The organism is Bacteroidota bacterium, from assembly GCA_020161395.1.
In the GTDB taxonomy this organism is placed as follows: Bacteria; Bacteroidota; Ignavibacteria; order Ignavibacteriales; family Ignavibacteriaceae; genus UTCHB3.
This window is the reverse complement of sequence record JAIUOE010000004.1, coordinates 51,098-66,656: the sequence shown is the minus strand read 5'-3', so window position 1 is coordinate 66,656 and position 15,559 is coordinate 51,098. Positions and strand designations below refer to the sequence as shown.

Here is a 15,559-nt window from a genome sequence, read left to right as displayed (position 1 = left end):
AAAAAAATTATTGATTACAAAAATACATAAAAAAAAGGAATTTTCTTTCATTTACCTTTACTTATTTCCAAATATCCCTTATATTTATTGTTTGTTTATTTCGAAACCAACAGATCAAATTGATGTACTTAAAAATTAGCCTGATTCTTCTTACGGTTGTCTCCGTTTCAGCTTTTGGGCAGGAACAGGATATTCAGCTATCCTTCCCCGGTGACTCAACAATGATTGTCTCCAAACCCTGGTATTCCTACCAGGATTCAAAATTGTCCGACCATATCGTCAAATTCTATACAGACGGCTTTAAGGTTTCCCTCGGAAGTGTTCAGACTGAATCAGAGGCTCTCATGATTAAAAGAGAGTTGAGTTACAAGATCGGAATCGATCTCCTATACATCTATAAGGAGAAAGATAAATACCTCCTTAGACTTGGAGATTTCACGGATAACGGTGCCGCGCGCCTGATGATGTTTCAATTAATTCAGATGGGCTACACCAAAGCTAAAGTAATTCCGGACAAAGTTTACAGTTTTTAGTAAATGTATAAACGAATAATTGACCCCGCTTTTATACTGACCCTCGATACCAAGGGCTCCGGTAAAAAACCCGGACAGACCGCCTCTGACAATCGTATCCTCGAAGGTTTTGATGTTCTGATCCAGGATGATAAAATTCTCGATTTCATCCCTTCCGGTTCACAATTTGCTTCCCCCCATAAAAAAGTTGATGCCAGAGGGCGAATAGTTCTGCCGGGATTTGTGGAATGTCATACACACTCCCTCTTCACCGGTGACCGCTCCGCTGAATTTAAAATGAAACTGCAGGGAAAGTCGTATGATGAAATAGCGGCTGCAGGCGGTGGCATTGCAAGCACCATGAAAGCAGTAAGGGCAGCCAGCACTTCTGAATTGCTTCCGTTACTCCTGAAAAGAATAGATCTTTTTATTTCACAGGGAGTCACAACTCTTGAAATTAAAAGCGGTTACGGACTTGACTTCGAATCAGAACTTAAAATGCTCAGAGTCATCAAACAAGCGGCAAGCCTCCGAAATGTAGGAATCATCCCCTGCTTCCTTGGAGCCCACACTGTTCCACCCGAATTCAGGAACAACAGGAATGGTTATATCGAGATTCTGCTTCATCAGCTATTGCCGAAAATCAAAGAAGAAAACCTTTCCAACAGGTGTGATGCATTTTGCGAAGCCTCGGCTTTTTCCCCGGATGAAGTGGAAACAATATTTTCGAGAGCCAAAGATTTGGGTTTTACACTAACTCTCCACACAGAACAATTTAACAATATCGGCGGGCTCGAGCTGGCAGTTTCAATGAATGCCCTTAGTGTCGATCATTTGGAGGTATTGAAAGACGGGCAAATTCCCGTTATCGCAAATTCAAACACGGTCGCAGTTCTGCTTCCGGGTGTGTCCTACACACTTGACTATGATTACGCTCCTGCAAGAAAATTGTTGGACTCCGGAGCAACAGTGGCTCTGGCTACAGATTATAACCCGGGCACATCGAATATCAATAACATCTTCCTTATTATGTCGCTCGCTGCCAGAAAATTGAAAATGTCGTTTGAAGAAATTATCTCTGCATACACAATCAATTCCGCTGCTGCACTCGGAATTTCTGATGAGACGGGGAGCCTCGAGCCCGGTAAAAAGGCAGATATTGCGATATTGAATCTTTCCTCCCCGGATCAGATAATTTATAATACAGCCCAAAACTTCGATGGAACAACCATTCGTTCCGGAAAAATTGTTTACAATAAACCTAACTAATTGAGATTCGACTATGAAAATTAAATTTAATTTACTCACCATTATTGCCCTCTTATTGTCATTCAGCATTTCTGCTCAGGTACTTACGGGCATAGAAGTTCTTGAAAAAAGGAATTTTGACCTGCTGAAAGGGAAAAAAGTTGGTTTGATCACCAATCCGACCGGTGTGAATTCAAAACTGGAAACAACCATCGATATTCTTTCCAAAGCCGAAGGTGTGAAACTGGTTGCACTCTTTGGACCCGAACACGGTGTCAGAGGTGACTTCTCAGCCGGTGACAAAGTGGATACCTATACAGACCCAAAAACTGACCTCCCCGTTTATTCACTGTATGGAAAAACGAGAAAGCCAACCAAGGAGATGTTAAAAGGGATTGATGTTCTGGTTTTTGATATTCAGGATATCGGTTCAAGGTCTTACACCTACATTTCAACCATGGGACTTGCAATGGAAGCCGCTGCTGAATTCAAAGTAAAATTTGTGGTGCTCGACCGTCCCAATCCGATGGGAGGACTTAAAATCGAGGGAAATATTGCAGAAGAAGGTTACATTTCATTTGTTAGCCAGTTTAAAATCCCCTATGCTCATGCGATGACTGTTGGAGAACTTGCAAAATTTTTGAATGAAGAAGGTCACCTGAAAGGTGGTAAAAAGTGTGACCTCGAAGTGGTACCGATGGAAGGATGGAAAAGAGAGATGACTTTCGACAAAACAGGCTTGCCATGGGTGCTTACATCACCACATATTCCATATAAAGAATCAGCGATTTTTTACACGACATCCGGAATTATGGGTGAACTTGGTGTAATTTCGGAAGGCGTCGGTTACACTCTCCCCTTTCAGATGTTTGGCGCTGAATGGATTGATGAGCTCGAACTGGCAGATAAACTCAATTCAAAAAATATCCCCGGAGTTATTTTCAGACCGCTTAAATTCAAGCCATACTACGGCAGTGCGAAGGGAAAAAACCTTGGTGGCGTACAACTCTTCATCACAGATTATTCGAAAGTGAATCTCATGTCGATTCAGTTCCTTGTAATGGAAGCAAACAACGAATTGTATCCCGACAAAAACCCGTTCAAACTTGCAAAGAAAGACCGTCTGGATATGTTCGACAAAGTATGCGGATCAAAAAATGTGCGGGAGAAATTCTCAAAGAGAATGAAATATGATGATGTGAAGGACTACTTAAACAAGGATGTGGAAAGTTTCAGGAAGCTCTCTTCAAAATATTATCTTTACAACTAAGAGAGAATAATCTCAGTCCACATTCCACTTGAAGTCGAATGTGACCCATCTGGGAATCAGTTCAATTACTAAAGGGTGGACGAAGAATTTTGCGGAATGCTCGAAGGGAAAGAGCGATCCGGAGAAATATTCTTTGTCTCCCCTTTTATCTTCAAACAACCTCAGGTTATACTTTCCCGGCAGTAAATCAACGAACTCAAACTTCCCGTCAGACTGTAAACCGGTTTTGTAAACCCTGTCGCCCTGTTCGACATCGCTCAACTCAACAATATATTTACCGGTCATTCCTTTAATGGTTCCTGAGAGTCCTGTAAAATTGATGCTGTTATAGGTGGTAAATTTCGACTGAAGCAGTGTATCCTTCGTGTTTCCTGCGGCATCTGTCAGTTCAGCAGTGTTTACCTTGAGGAAATACTCCGAGAGTGGTTCAAGTTTTTGATCGACTTTTACTTTATAAATCGCATCATCGACTCTGGTAACTTTGGTTTTTACATTTTTTTTTGATGTGTCTGAGACCGTTAATGCCGATGTCATTTTTGCCGGGTTTACACCATCATCCAGTTTAAGTGTAAATTCCGGAAATTCAGGTATGATGTTGTTCAGATCGACGGGCTCTATTTGTGAGATTGAAACCGGAACAGTGTCCCTCTTGTCAGAAACCGGCACTTCCATCCTTATCTTTGAAGATGCATTTCCAAACATATCTTTTACTCCGGTGATTTCAATGGAAAGGGATGATTCCTTTTTGACATTTCCGGTAACTGAAATCACTGCTTCACTTTTTTTTCCGCCCGGAGAGTAGACATATAATGGTTTTAGCGTTCCATCTGAAGCAGAATCGATAAATGAAATGTTAGCGGTTTCCATTGATGATATGGCAATGTCTTCATTAAAACTGAGCAAAACATGGTTACGATCTGTCATAACAGATTTTTGCAGTACAGGGGGAATCGTATCAAATTTTGTCATGAAAAAATTCAATCTTTCCCTTAGGGTATCATTCTGAGAAAGGGTGACATCCTTGTTGTAAATTCCAATCCTGTCGCTGTTGAGATTGTAAATTAAATCACCAAAGGAATTTCCAACTGCAAAAAACCTGAAATTTCCCTTTGGCAAACCTGATAAGCGGAATTCACCTGTTGAACCGACCTGAGTAACGAAATCAGGTTTTCTTTTTAAAATGGAGTCACCGGGGGTACCGAGAAGGTAGGCAAAAACAAAAATTTTATTGGGATCTTTATCGTAAATTTTGCCGAAGACTGTTGCTTTATCTATTACATCTCCGGTTGAGAAAATATACGAATATGCACCGGCCATGTTGTTATTGTTGTTCAAATCGGTTACACTTGTACCGATTGTTATGTTATAGGTAATGTCAGGTTTCAATTCTTCATTAAACTTGAGTATTGCTGTTTTCCCAGACCATTTGACATCAAAACCTTTTTCGAGAGATGGCGAAACGAAGATTGCATCTTTAAAGGTTCGCTTATCCACATATTCAGAAAATGTAAATTCGATTTCCTTATAGTTAAACCTTCTCTGACCATTTTCAGGCGACACGCTTACAATTTGTGGAGGGGTTCTGTCAACATCACCACCACCGGGCGCCTGCATGTTAGCACATCCGGAAAGAAATGCCATCAAAACAACTATTGAGTAATCTTTAACGAGTCGAGCCATTGATGGTATTCTTTTGCATATTTTTTGTGTTCTTCATAAGTTTTGGAGAAGATGTGTCTCCCCTCTTTACCCGCAACGAAAAAGAGAAAATCGTGTTTCTCGGGGTAAACAGCCGCAAGAATTGCTTCTTTTGAAGGATTGCCTATCGGACCCGGTGGCAATCCGGCATATTTATAAGTGTTATAGGGGGAATCTATCTTCAGGTCTTTTCCCGTGATCCGGTTTTTTGATTCCGGAAGAGCATATTGCACTGTCGGATCAGCCTGAAGTTTCATGTTTTTTTTAAGACGGTTATGATAAACACCGGATACTCGTGGCATTTCATCCGCATATTTGGATTCCCTGCTGATAATGGATGCCAAAATGATAATCTCTTTTTTCGAGAGGTCACCTTTGTTGATATCCTCCATCACTGCGGGAGTAAAGATTTTTTCCTGAAGTTCGAACAGCTTTTCAAAAATCTCGCGGGCTGAAGATATCCTGTAAACCTCGATTGTGCCGGCGAAGAGCCAACCCTCAAAATTGTTTGCATCGATCCCTTTGCTTCTTACCAGTGCGGAATCCTTTACCAAAATTGCGAGAGAATCAGCAGCCTCCAGTTTAAGCTGTTTTGCCCTGTTAACTATTCCATTTATGGTGATTCCGGAATAGAGTTCGAGTGAAACCGGTTTTTCATAATCATTGGATGCAAACATCGACATTAAATCTGTATAGCTTATCTCTTTTGGAATTGTGTAGAGACCGGCTTTCATTTTTTTGTCGGCACCAAGAAGAAAAGCTGTAATTTTTGCCAGGGTTTTGTTCCCGACTATTCCTTCTTTTTCGAGGTCATCCAAAACCTTATTGAATGAGGTTCCTTCTCTGACGATATACTTGATACTTTCATCACCCGAGGAAAACGGCATGAAAAACAAGTAAACAAGAAGGAGCAAACCGGCAAGAAAGGTTACAAGAACAACGATGAACTGCTTTTTACTCAGCAAATTTGATAACTTTATCTTCTTCTCTTCCATCGATTAAATCTTTTGAATGAAAAATATTAAGTGAAAAGATATTTTGATTGAAACGATGGAAACGGTTCAGAGTCATTCGAAAATCTTTCACCAGCTTCATAAATCGATTTTCCACGCCAGGCAATCATTGCAGCATTATCTCCGCAGTATTCAAACGCAGGAATAACTGCCGGAATTCCATATTTGACACCCAGATTTTCGACTGCTTCTCTGATTACCGAATTTGCCGCTACACCACCATTCAAACTTAGTGATGCAGGTTTGAACTCCAGAATTGCTTTTTCCATGTTTTTACTTAGTGCCCTTACTACAGAATCCTGAAATCCAAAAGCAATTTCATTCAAATCTTCCTGAGGTATATTTCCTTCCGGGAAGTGTTTCTGGACATATCTTAAGACTGAAGTTTTGAGTCCGCTGAATGAAAAATGCAACGGTTGTTTGAGCTGAGAAACGGGAAATACAATATCCTTTTTCACAGCAAGTTGAGCCGCCTGTTGTATTTTTGGTCCACCGGGGTATCCCAGACCTGTCATCTTCGCAACTTTATCAAATGCCTCACCTGCTGCATCATCCACAGTAGCACCAAGAAACCGGATTTTTGTATCTGACTCAACGAGTGTCAGCATTGTGTGACCGCCCGAGACTGTCAGAACCAGGAGTGGAAATACAGGTTTCGGGTTCATAAGAAATCCGGAATAAATATGGCCTTCTATGTGATTAACCGGAACAAATGGTTTGTTGATAGACCAGGCGAAGTGTTTGGCAAAAGTGAAACCGACAAGCAGCGCACCGATCAATCCGGGACCCGCAGTGGCAGTAACGAGGTCAATTTCAGCAGGTTTGATTCCTGCTTTGGCAATCGCTTCTCTGGTCAGAGGTACAATTTGCTCAAGATGTGCCCTGCTGGACAATTCCGGTACAACACCTCCGTATAATTTATGAAAATGTTGCGATGAGATAAGATTCACACGTACCTCATCGCCTTTCAATATTGCGACCGAAGTCTCGTCACATGAGGATTCTATGCCTAAAACGATCATTTTCCAAACTTAAAAATATTTGCAAATATCTGACCCGCTACATTCGGATTTTCTTTAAGTCTTCTTATCGAATATTTATACCAGTCTTTGCCAAAAGGAACATATATTCTCACTTTGTGGCCCTCTTTCACTATTTTGTCTCTCAGGTCTTCCTTTACACCGAGAAGCATCTGAAATTCCATCAGGTTTCCGGGGACGACCATCTCTTTTTTCAATCGCAAAGCTTCATTGACGAGATAGTCATCGTGAGTTGCAATACCAACATATGCCTTGTCTTTCATCATTTGCTCGAGGCAACGGACATAACTGTCCCTGACAGACTGACGGTCTTTGAATGCAATTTCTGCAGGCTCGATATAGATTCCTTTGCATAACCTGTAGTTGCTGTTTATCTTGTTCAGTTCCACAACATCATTATAAGTTCTCTTTAGATAAGACTGAAGAACTATGCCGACATTGTCGAATTCTTCCCTTAGCCGCTTGAAAACGGTTATGGTTTTATCGGTGCATGAAGAATCTTCCATATCTATCCTGACAAAATTGCCGTATTCTTTAGCTTTTGCCACGATCTCTTTGATCTGCTGGTAGGCAAATTCAAGATCAATATTTAATCCGAGCTGGGTTGGTTTTATTGAAAGATTTGAATTGAGTTCATTTTGTTTAATGGTATTCAAGACGGCGAGACACTCGGATTTTGCAAGAATTACCTCTTCTTTTGTGGTAATGGATTCGCCAAGCACATCCATGGTGGCAAGAATCCCTTTTTTATTCAATTCTTTGACAAGATTTACGGCATCCTGCAGTCTTTCACCGGCTATGTATCGTTTAGCAAAGAAGTAAACCACGCTTTTTGGCAGTATTTTAACGACCGAGACGATTATTTTATTTAGCAACAACATCATAACAACAAAAATCTCCTAATTTAACATTCTAAATTATGAAGTAAAAAACGATCATACAAAAAGATAAAAATGATATCATTGAATAAAATATGGAAAAGATAAGATTTCATTCAATTTATCATTTTCAATTAAATCGACAAATTTCTGAAGTTTGTCGATAAATTCTTGTTCTGTCTGATCGTTGACTATGACAAAATGGGATAATCTGATTTTTTCATCTTCACTTATCTGATTAGCCATCCTGTCACTCACATCTTTTTCAGAAAGTCTGCCCCTTGCCACAGCTCTTTTTAGCCTGAGATCCCTGTCAGCCGTTATCAAGAGAATATAATCAAATCTGTCGGTCATTCCCGATTCAAACACCAAAGCGGCTTCATAAAACACCACATCATCATATTCCAGTGCCATCGTCATCAGTTCTGCTGATCTTGCGATCACAGCAGGATGTACAATTGCATTGAGTTTTTTTATTTCTTCGGGGAATGAAAAGACACGGGAGGCGAGATATTCTTTATTGAGTCTGCCATCGAGATAGGATTCCGCTCCAAACTCTTTGACGATTTGTGATTTTATTTCAGGATTACGAATCATCAATTGCGTTGCGAGGATATCAGCATAAAACACCGGATATCCAAGCGACCTGAAATAGTTGGTTGCGAAGGTTTTACCGGAGGCTATACCTCCGGTAACTCCAATTCTTGTTTTTTTATTTTGCGATTGCAAATTTTCTTACTTCACGAATAACGGTGACCTTAATCTGACCAGGATATTCCATGTCGGACTCAATCTTTTGAGCTATATCAAACGCGAGTTTATCGGCATATATATCATCAATCCTTTCGTGTTCCACCACTACCCGTACTTCCCTGCCTGCCTGAATCGCATAGGTTTTTGCCACACCTTCGAACGATTTGGCTATGGTTTCCAGGGTTTCAAGTCGCTTTGCATAACCTTCTATAGGTTCTCTTCTGGCACCGGGTCGGGCACCGGAAATGGCATCTGCCGACTGAACAAGTGCAGCAATAGGGTGCTCCATCTCTATATCATCATGATGTGCACCGACTGCATTGCAAACGATTGGATTCTCACGGTATTTCTTGGTAAGTTCGTAACCGATAAGAGCGTGTGGTCCTTCGATTTCCTTGTCGAGTACCTTTCCGATATCGTGGAGAAGTCCGGATCTTTTGGCGAGCATGACATCCAATCCCAGTTCAGCAGCCATTATTCCGGTAAGATAAGCAACTTCAACGCTGTGCTCGAGAATGTTCTGACCATAGGAGGATCTGTATTTCATACGGCCTATAAGTTTAACTAGCTCATTATGCATTCCGTGAAGTCCAAGCTGTAACACCGTGTTTTCACCGATCTTATATATCTCTTCTTCGAGTTCTATTCTGACTTTTTCGACCACTTCTTCGATTCTTGCGGGTTGTATTCTGCCATCGGCAATCAGTCTTTCAAGTGATACCCTTGCGACTTCCCTTCTAAACGGATCGAAAGATGAGAGTATAACCGCTTCCGGAGTGTCATCAACAATTACATCAACACCGGTTGCAGCTTCAAATGCCCGGATATTCCGACCTTCCTTGCCGATAATTCTTCCCTTGATCTCGTCGCTCTGGATATTCAATACAGACACAGTGGTTTCCACCGCATAATCGGCAGCGGTTCTCTGAATTGCCTGAACCACCACTTTCTGAGCTTCTTTCTTGGCTTCCGATTTCGCTTTTTCGTAGATATCTTTGATCAGCTTCTGCGATTCCATCTTGGCATCCTGTACCATGTTTTCCAGTAACATGGTTTTGGCTTCGTCAGCGGTAAGATTTGCTATTCTCTCGAGCCTGTTATTTTGCTCAGTCTCAAGAAGTTCAAGCTCTTCTTCCTTCTGCTTTATGGATCGCTGTTTGTCACTGATTGACTGTTCAAGCCGCTTAAAATCGTTTTCCTTTACTCGAACAAGCTCAATCTTTCTGTCGATTTCATCCTCACGACGCGAAAGCTGTTTCTCCATGCTTTGGAGATTCTGTCTTTTAGAGTTAAAGTCGTTGTCAAACTCCACTTTTTTCTTATACCACTCATCTTTTACTTCGAGAAGTTTTTCTCTTTTGAGATTATTGGCTTCTTTCTCGGCATCCTTAAGTAGTTGAGTGGCTCTCTCTTCTGCATTGGAAACTATATGTCTGGCTTTTTCCTCTGCGAGTTCGACGATCTCTTTCCCTTTGTCTTCGGCTGCAGCGATGCTTTTCTTCCCGAACCGGTTGTTTATATACCAGCCCAAATAGAAAAAGATCGAAACCGCTGCCAAAAGCATCGGAATTATAATTACTAAATCATCCATTATCTGTATCCTAAGTTAAAAATAAATCCGTCTTGGCCGGCAATGTCAGTCAAGGAAAAGAACCCTTTAACGACATATTGGGTAACGACCCTGAGCTTTTTGCTTCCACTGCCACACGGATGTGGTTCCGACAAGTCGGAATGAGGCCTGCAATACGCCTTTGGAGTCCGAGTCCCATGATTTTTACATATGGTTCTTTTTATGTGTGTCATCAACCGGCCGGACGGAAAAACTTATGACGGACTGTGAAGAGAGCGGGATTCTAAGAGGAGTTTTAAACCTTTTATTTTATCTGAAGCTTTAGAGGTAAATTCTTTACTTTTTTCTCTCTCTATAAAGAGATCATACGCAATGTTCAGGGCAGCAATAACTGCTACAGTTTGCATCGGCTGATTGGGCAATTCCTGCCTCGTTTCTTCCATTATTTGATCTACATATTTTGCAAGATCTTTGGCAAGATCCTCATTATCTACTAATAGAGAGTATTCTTTATCAAAAATTTTAATCTTCAGCTTCTTTTTTTCGCTCATCAGGGTGTCCGCTGTACCAATATCTATAAGTTGATCAGATGCTTGTTGATCTTAAGAATCAGATCATTTATTTTTTGTACCAAAATTTCCTTTTCGTGGTCACTCATCTCTTGAAATAATGAAAGATGAGTAGCAAAAGTTCCACTTTTAAGTGTATCACTTTCCTTCTCAAGTTCGGCGATATGTTTTCTAAGATTTTTATTCTCTTCGAGCACCTTGGTCAGTCGTGATTCAAGTGCATTTCTCTCCTCAACAGCCCGGTTATGGTCTGTAATTAGAGCTTTCACAAGATTTTGTAAAGAATCCAGATCGCTGAATAAAACATCAATTTTGGTCAGATCACTCAATCAGTTTCCTCGTAAAACTGCGTTGAAATGTTTTGTTATTTTTTGTATTAACCCGGAAAACTCCTTTTCCACTTCCTCTTCGGTAAGAGTTCTGTCATTCTCAAAAAATTCAAGAGTAAATGCAAGACTTCTCTTTCCCTCACCAATTACCGATTCATTCTCGTACTGGTCGAAAAGGTCCACTTTTTTAAGAAGTGAAGAAGAATTTTTCCTGATGAATTGAGAAATTTCACCGTATTTGATATTCGAATCAAAAATGAATGCAAAATCTCTGATGATTTTCGGATATTTCAGAAGTGGTGAATACTTCTTAACCTTATCCGTATTTCTTTTAATGCAATTTACGAATAATTCAGCACAATACACAACTTGTCCGATATCAAATTTTGAACAAAATTGATCTGATACCTTTCCAAGTACCCCAAGTTTCTCTTCGCCGGCGAAAACTTCGATCGAATACTCAAAAATCCCCTTCTCTTCGTTGTTATAGACATGACCTAAAGGACTTGTGTTCATGAATGATTCGAGGAGTGACTTGAAGTAACCCTTCAGATCATAGAAGTCGAAGTAGCGCTCACTGCTGTTCCAGGTTTTTTGAGTTGCCCGTCCGGTAAGCAGAAATGTAACCATCCTGTCTTCAACAAAATCATCGAAGGAATTTATTACTTCCCCTTTTTTGTTGAAGGTATGCCCTGTCTCAAAAAGCATCAGATCTTTTTCACCAACATTCAGATTATTTCTGACAGTATACAGAGCACCCGGTATAAGAGAACTTCTTAAGACTGCCATTTCTGCATTTAGAGGATTTAACACCGGGACAGGATTTCCGGTTTCGGCAGCAATTTCGTTCGGTTGAAGTGAATTGTTCATTATTTCATTAAATCCAAAACCTGACAGGATTCCCCGGATTGTATCCAATAACTCCAGATCATCAACTGTGGATTCCAATGGAGATGTAATCCGGTGTACAGTTGGAATATTGTCATAACCGTGAATTCTTGCCACCTCTTCAATCAAATCAATTTCGCGGTCGATATCCGGTCTGAAACCGGGCACATTTACCGTAACTTTGGATTCGTTAACCGAGACAACCTCAAGGTCAAGATTCTTCAGAATTTGGACAACTTTGTCGTCAGGGACATGATAACCGAGTATTCTTTCAATTTGTGCAAATCTTAATTCAACTTTTAGCGGTTTGAGCTGCTCGGAAACAATATCAATCTCACCGGAAAGAATTTTTCCACCTGCGAATCTGGACATCAACTCTGCCGCTCTGGTTGCAGCATAGAGTGTACCTTCGTGATTTGTACCTCTCTCAAACCTGTATGAAGCCTCTGTGGAAAGCCCCAGATATTTTGCCGATTTTCTCACACTCGTAGGATGGAAATATGCACTTTCGAGCAGAATATTGGTAGTATTCTCGCTCACCTCGGAGTTTTCCCCACCCATAACTCCGGCAATTGCCACTTCCTTCTCGCCGTCACAAATCATCAGAACCGACTCCTTCAGAGTTCTCTCAACAGAATCAAGGGTTTTGAATTTCGAATTTTCAACAGCTTTTTTAACGACAATCTTCCTGCCGCTTAGATTATCAAGATCAAATGCATGCAATGGTTGACCGAGTTCGAGCATTATATAATTTGTAATATCCACAATATTATTAATGGGACGCATTCCGGCCATCTTTAATCTGTTCTTCATCCAAACAGGTGAATCGCCAACTTTGCAGTTTTTTATGACTACCGCTGAATATCTCGGACAATTGATCTCATCTTCCACAATCACATTTGCGACATCCCAAATCCGTTCTGTGTCTCTTGTTACAGTTACAGTTTTTTTCTTCAGGGGTTTGTTAAAAAGAGCTGCCAAATCTCTTGCAACGCCGGTATGGCTTAGTGCGTCAGGACGATTTGGAGTAATTCCAATTTCGAATACAACATCATCATATCCGATAGCCTTGGCAAGAGGTGTACCCGGAACTGAATCTTCAGGAAGCACCATGATGCCGGAATGATCGTTGGAAAGACCAAGTTCAGCTTCTGAACAAATCATTCCCTGCGATAACTGTCCACGAAGTTTAGTCGATTTGATTATAAAATCAGCATCAGGTATTTTGGCTCCTTCTATTGCCAAAGGTACTTTCTGCCCTGCGGCAACATTTGGAGCACCACAGACGATCTGAAGTGTTTCCGTTCCTGTGTTTACCTTACATACAGAGAGTTTATCGGCATTCGGGTGTTTGGTTTTTTCCAGAACTTCTGCCACGATAAACTTATCATAAACGAGATTGTAGTCGGTTACACTTTCCACTTCCAAACCGGCCATTGTCAGTTCATATGCCAGCTTGTCAACACTGATTTCCGAGAGGTCGATAAATTCATTCAACCAGCTTAAAACTATTTTCACTTTTTCACCATCTAAAATTGTTTCAAGAATCTGACATCATTTTCGTAAAGAAGACGAATGTCATTGATATCATGCTTTAACATTGAAATTCTTTCTATTCCCATACCAAAGGCATAGCCGGTAACTTTTTCTGGGTCATAACCGACATATTTGAACACATTCGGATCAACCATTCCGCATCCAAGTATCTCGAGCCAGCCACTGTGCTTACAAACCCGGCATCCTTTGCCACCACAGATAAAACAGGTAATATCCATCTCGGCACTTGGTTCGGTAAACGGGAAAAAACTTGGTCTGAATTTATATTGAACACTGCTGCCGTAATATTCCCGTGCGAAATGAACGAGTGTCCCCTTCAATTCTGCAAATGTCACCTTTTCGTCAATGTAGATGCCATCAACCTGGTGAAACATACAGTAGCTTCTGGCATTAATTGCCTCATTTCTGTATACTCTGCCTGGCATTATTGCACGGATGGGAGGCTGCTGATTTTCCATGATTCTCACTTGAACCGGAGTAGTGTGGGTCCTGAGAACAAAATCCTTGTTGATGAAAAATGTATCCTGCATGTCTCTTGCCGGGTGGTCTGCCGGAAAGTTCAAAGCTTCGAAATTGTTTTTATCCGATTCAATTTCAGGACCCGTAATAACAGAAAATCCAATTTTCTTGAAAATGGAAATAATTTCCATCATTGTCTCAGCGACAAGGTGACCTGAACCTGCTTTGGTTTGCCGTCCTGGAAGTGTCAAATCGATTTTTGGCGCATTCAATTTTGCAGCCTTTTCGATTGTTTCTTTTAGATCATCGTACTTTGACTGCAGCTCCTGGCGGAGGAAGTTCAATTCCTTCCCCAATACTCTTTTTTCTTCAGGAGTTACGGTTTTAAATTCTTCGAAGAGAACCGATACAAGTCCGTTTCTCCCGAGATATTTGATCCTTAAATCTTCAAGATCTTTGGGAGTTTTAACATGCAAAATATCGGAGGCATATTGCGTTTTGGCATCATTTATCTTGTTTAACATCTGCTGACACTTTAAGTTTAAATAAAAAAACCCTCTTAATCGGATAATTTCCGAGAAAGAGGGTGTAAAACATTTAATTTAAGTTAGCTTTTAACCAGATTCGCCAGTTCTGCGAAAACCTGCGGATTTTCAGCAGCAAGATTAGCGAGAACTTTACGATTGATTGCTACACCTTTTTTGCTCAAACCGGAAATAAAAGTAGAATAATTCAATCCGTGCATTCTTGCACCGGCGTTTATTCTTGCGATCCAGAGTCTTCTGTATTCGCGTTTCTTTAATTTTCTGCCCACATAAGCGTGTGTTAAACCTTTTTCAACATGGTTTTTGGCAATAGTGTAAACATTTTTTCTGGAACCCCAGTAACCTTTTGCAAGTTTGAGGATCTTTTTTCTTCTGTGGTGTGAAGCTACATTATTTTGTGACCTTGGCATATTATTTCATCCTTCCTATTGCAACATTCTTTTAATCTTCGGAGCATCTGCGTCGGTAACCATTGTACCTTTTCTAAGATGTCTCTTCCGTTTTGTTGTTTTGGAAGTAAGAATATGGCTTCTGTAAGCTTTCTTACGCTTGAAACCGCCTGATGCAGTCTCTTTGAAGGTCTTCCGCGCTCCGCGGTTGGTTTTCATTTTTGGCATTGCTGTCCCGAATTTATTTCTTTTTGGATTTGTTTTTTACCGGTACAACGATAACATTCATATTTCGTCCCTCCAATTTAATTGGAGATTCTACTTTAGCGATTTCTGCAATTCTTTCAACAAACTTGTTCAACAATGTCTCTCCAAGCTGTGTATAAGCCATTTCGCGACCTTTGAACATTACTGACACCTTAACTTTGTTTCCTTCTTCAAGGAAGTTAATTGCATGCTTTGTCTTGAACTCGAAATCGTGAGAATCGGTATTCGGATGGAACCTTATCTCTTTGAGTATCTGTACCACTTGATTTTTTCGCTGGGTTTTCTCCCGTTTTTGCTTCTCGTATTTAAACTTGCCGAAATTGATTATTTTACAAACCGGGGGGTCTGCTTTTGGAGCTATCTCAACGAGATCCAGCTCTTTACTTCTTGCAACGGCTATCGCCGCTTTTGTTTCCATAACCCCTAATTGCCCGCCGTCTGAATCTATTACCCGAACCTGAGGAACACGAATCTCCTCGTTAATCCTTACGGAATCTTTTGGTTCTTTGGAATTTGAATTGTTATCTTGTATCAAATTTTAAATGATACCTTTCAAAAGTTGTAAAATAATCAC

The 15,559-nt window shown here is 40.6% G+C and carries 16 protein-coding genes; 3 read left to right on the top strand and 13 right to left on the bottom strand.

Features of this window, described 5'->3' with window-relative positions:
* The first annotated feature begins 122 nt into the window (after positions 1–122).
* Genes LCH52_07570 through LCH52_07560 form a run of 3 tightly spaced genes read left to right on the top strand, consistent with a single transcriptional unit; the run spans position 123 to position 3,030 of the window.
* Positions 123–533, top strand: a complete 411-nt coding sequence (locus tag LCH52_07570) for a hypothetical protein (protein ID MCA0388337.1) — start codon at positions 123–125, stop codon at positions 531–533.
* Positions 534–536: 3 nt separating this feature from the next.
* Positions 537–1,781, top strand: coding sequence for an imidazolonepropionase (gene hutI, locus LCH52_07565; protein MCA0388336.1), 1,245 nt, complete (start codon positions 537–539; stop codon positions 1,779–1,781).
* A 13-nt stretch (positions 1,782–1,794) separates the two neighbouring features.
* Complete coding sequence (locus tag LCH52_07560) at positions 1,795–3,030, top strand: DUF1343 domain-containing protein (protein ID MCA0388335.1); 1,236 nt, start codon at positions 1,795–1,797, stop codon at positions 3,028–3,030.
* A 12-nt stretch (positions 3,031–3,042) separates the two neighbouring features.
* On the opposite strand, the gene LCH52_07555 is transcribed toward LCH52_07560, so the two are convergent.
* The 13 genes from LCH52_07555 to infC form a co-directional block, all read right to left on the bottom strand.
* Positions 3,043–4,710 (bottom strand): Ig-like domain-containing protein, encoded by a 1,668-nt coding sequence (locus LCH52_07555; protein MCA0388334.1) that lies wholly within the window; start codon positions 4,708–4,710, stop codon positions 3,043–3,045.
* Positions 4,680–5,723, bottom strand: a complete 1,044-nt coding sequence (mltG, locus tag LCH52_07550; GenBank protein MCA0388333.1) for an endolytic transglycosylase MltG — start codon at positions 5,721–5,723, stop codon at positions 4,680–4,682. Before mltG ends, LCH52_07555 begins: the two co-directional genes overlap by 31 nt.
* 26 nt (positions 5,724–5,749) lie before the next feature.
* Positions 5,750–6,763, bottom strand: a complete 1,014-nt coding sequence (gene tsaD / locus LCH52_07545) for a tRNA (adenosine(37)-N6)-threonylcarbamoyltransferase complex transferase subunit TsaD (protein MCA0388332.1) — start codon at positions 6,761–6,763, stop codon at positions 5,750–5,752.
* Entirely contained in the window at positions 6,760–7,662 is a 903-nt protein-coding gene (locus tag LCH52_07540; protein MCA0388331.1) for a proline dehydrogenase family protein, read from the bottom strand. The genes tsaD and LCH52_07540 overlap by 4 nt, the downstream gene beginning before the upstream one ends.
* Before the next feature lie 78 nt (positions 7,663–7,740).
* Positions 7,741–8,388 carry a dephospho-CoA kinase gene (gene coaE, locus LCH52_07535; protein MCA0388330.1) on the bottom strand — a complete coding sequence of 216 codons (648 nt, stop codon included), beginning with the start codon at positions 8,386–8,388 and terminating at the stop codon, positions 7,741–7,743.
* The gene (gene rny, locus LCH52_07530; GenBank protein MCA0388329.1) at positions 8,372–10,003 is read right to left on the bottom strand and encodes a ribonuclease Y; all 1,632 of its coding nucleotides are present in this window, start codon (positions 10,001–10,003) and stop codon (positions 8,372–8,374) included. The genes coaE and rny overlap by 17 nt, the downstream gene beginning before the upstream one ends.
* Positions 10,004–10,236: 233 nt before the next feature.
* The gene (locus tag LCH52_07525; GenBank protein MCA0388328.1) at positions 10,237–10,533 is read right to left on the bottom strand and encodes a cell division protein ZapA; all 297 of its coding nucleotides are present in this window, start codon (positions 10,531–10,533) and stop codon (positions 10,237–10,239) included.
* Positions 10,534–10,556: 23 nt separating this feature from the next.
* Positions 10,557–10,880 (bottom strand): hypothetical protein, encoded by a 324-nt coding sequence (locus LCH52_07520; GenBank protein ID MCA0388327.1) that lies wholly within the window; start codon positions 10,878–10,880, stop codon positions 10,557–10,559.
* The gene (pheT, locus tag LCH52_07515; protein MCA0388326.1) at positions 10,881–13,286 is read right to left on the bottom strand and encodes a phenylalanine--tRNA ligase subunit beta; all 2,406 of its coding nucleotides are present in this window, start codon (positions 13,284–13,286) and stop codon (positions 10,881–10,883) included. It lies immediately after the preceding gene.
* Between the two features lie 11 nt (positions 13,287–13,297).
* Positions 13,298–14,308 (bottom strand): phenylalanine--tRNA ligase subunit alpha, encoded by a 1,011-nt coding sequence (gene pheS, locus LCH52_07510; protein ID MCA0388325.1) that lies wholly within the window; start codon positions 14,306–14,308, stop codon positions 13,298–13,300.
* 83 nt (positions 14,309–14,391) lie between these two features.
* Positions 14,392–14,739: a 50S ribosomal protein L20 gene (gene rplT / locus LCH52_07505; protein MCA0388324.1), complete on the bottom strand. Its 348-nt coding sequence runs from the start codon at positions 14,737–14,739 to the stop codon at positions 14,392–14,394.
* A gap of 15 nt (positions 14,740–14,754) precedes the next feature.
* Positions 14,755–14,946: a 50S ribosomal protein L35 gene (gene rpmI, locus LCH52_07500; protein ID MCA0388323.1), complete on the bottom strand. Its 192-nt coding sequence runs from the start codon at positions 14,944–14,946 to the stop codon at positions 14,755–14,757.
* Between the two features lie 13 nt (positions 14,947–14,959).
* A complete protein-coding gene (gene infC, locus LCH52_07495) occupies positions 14,960–15,520 on the bottom strand; it encodes a translation initiation factor IF-3 (protein MCA0388322.1) in 561 nt (186 codons plus the stop codon).
* Positions 15,521–15,559 lie beyond the last annotated feature (39 nt).

Excerpts from the sequence above, each read along its gene's own strand:
- LCH52_07570 (MCA0388337.1), top strand. The coding sequence starts at position 123 with ATGTACTTAAAAATTAGCCTGATTCTTCTTACGGTTGTCTCCGTTTCA.
- hutI (MCA0388336.1), top strand. The coding sequence starts at position 537 with ATGTATAAACGAATAATTGACCCCGCTTTTATACTGACCCTCGATACC.
- LCH52_07560 (MCA0388335.1), top strand. The coding sequence starts at position 1,795 with ATGAAAATTAAATTTAATTTACTCACCATTATTGCCCTCTTATTGTCA.
- LCH52_07555 (MCA0388334.1), bottom strand. The coding sequence starts at position 4,710 with ATGGCTCGACTCGTTAAAGATTACTCAATAGTTGTTTTGATGGCATTT.
- mltG (MCA0388333.1), bottom strand. The coding sequence starts at position 5,723 with ATGGAAGAGAAGAAGATAAAGTTATCAAATTTGCTGAGTAAAAAGCAG.
- tsaD (MCA0388332.1), bottom strand. The coding sequence starts at position 6,763 with ATGATCGTTTTAGGCATAGAATCCTCATGTGACGAGACTTCGGTCGCA.
- LCH52_07540 (MCA0388331.1), bottom strand. The coding sequence starts at position 7,662 with ATGTTGTTGCTAAATAAAATAATCGTCTCGGTCGTTAAAATACTGCCA.
- rny (MCA0388329.1), bottom strand. The coding sequence starts at position 10,003 with ATGGATGATTTAGTAATTATAATTCCGATGCTTTTGGCAGCGGTTTCG.
- LCH52_07525 (MCA0388328.1), bottom strand. The coding sequence starts at position 10,533 with ATGAGCGAAAAAAAGAAGCTGAAGATTAAAATTTTTGATAAAGAATAC.
- pheS (MCA0388325.1), bottom strand. The coding sequence starts at position 14,308 with ATGTTAAACAAGATAAATGATGCCAAAACGCAATATGCCTCCGATATT.
- rplT (MCA0388324.1), bottom strand. The coding sequence starts at position 14,739 with ATGCCAAGGTCACAAAATAATGTAGCTTCACACCACAGAAGAAAAAAG.
- rpmI (MCA0388323.1), bottom strand. The coding sequence starts at position 14,946 with ATGCCAAAAATGAAAACCAACCGCGGAGCGCGGAAGACCTTCAAAGAG.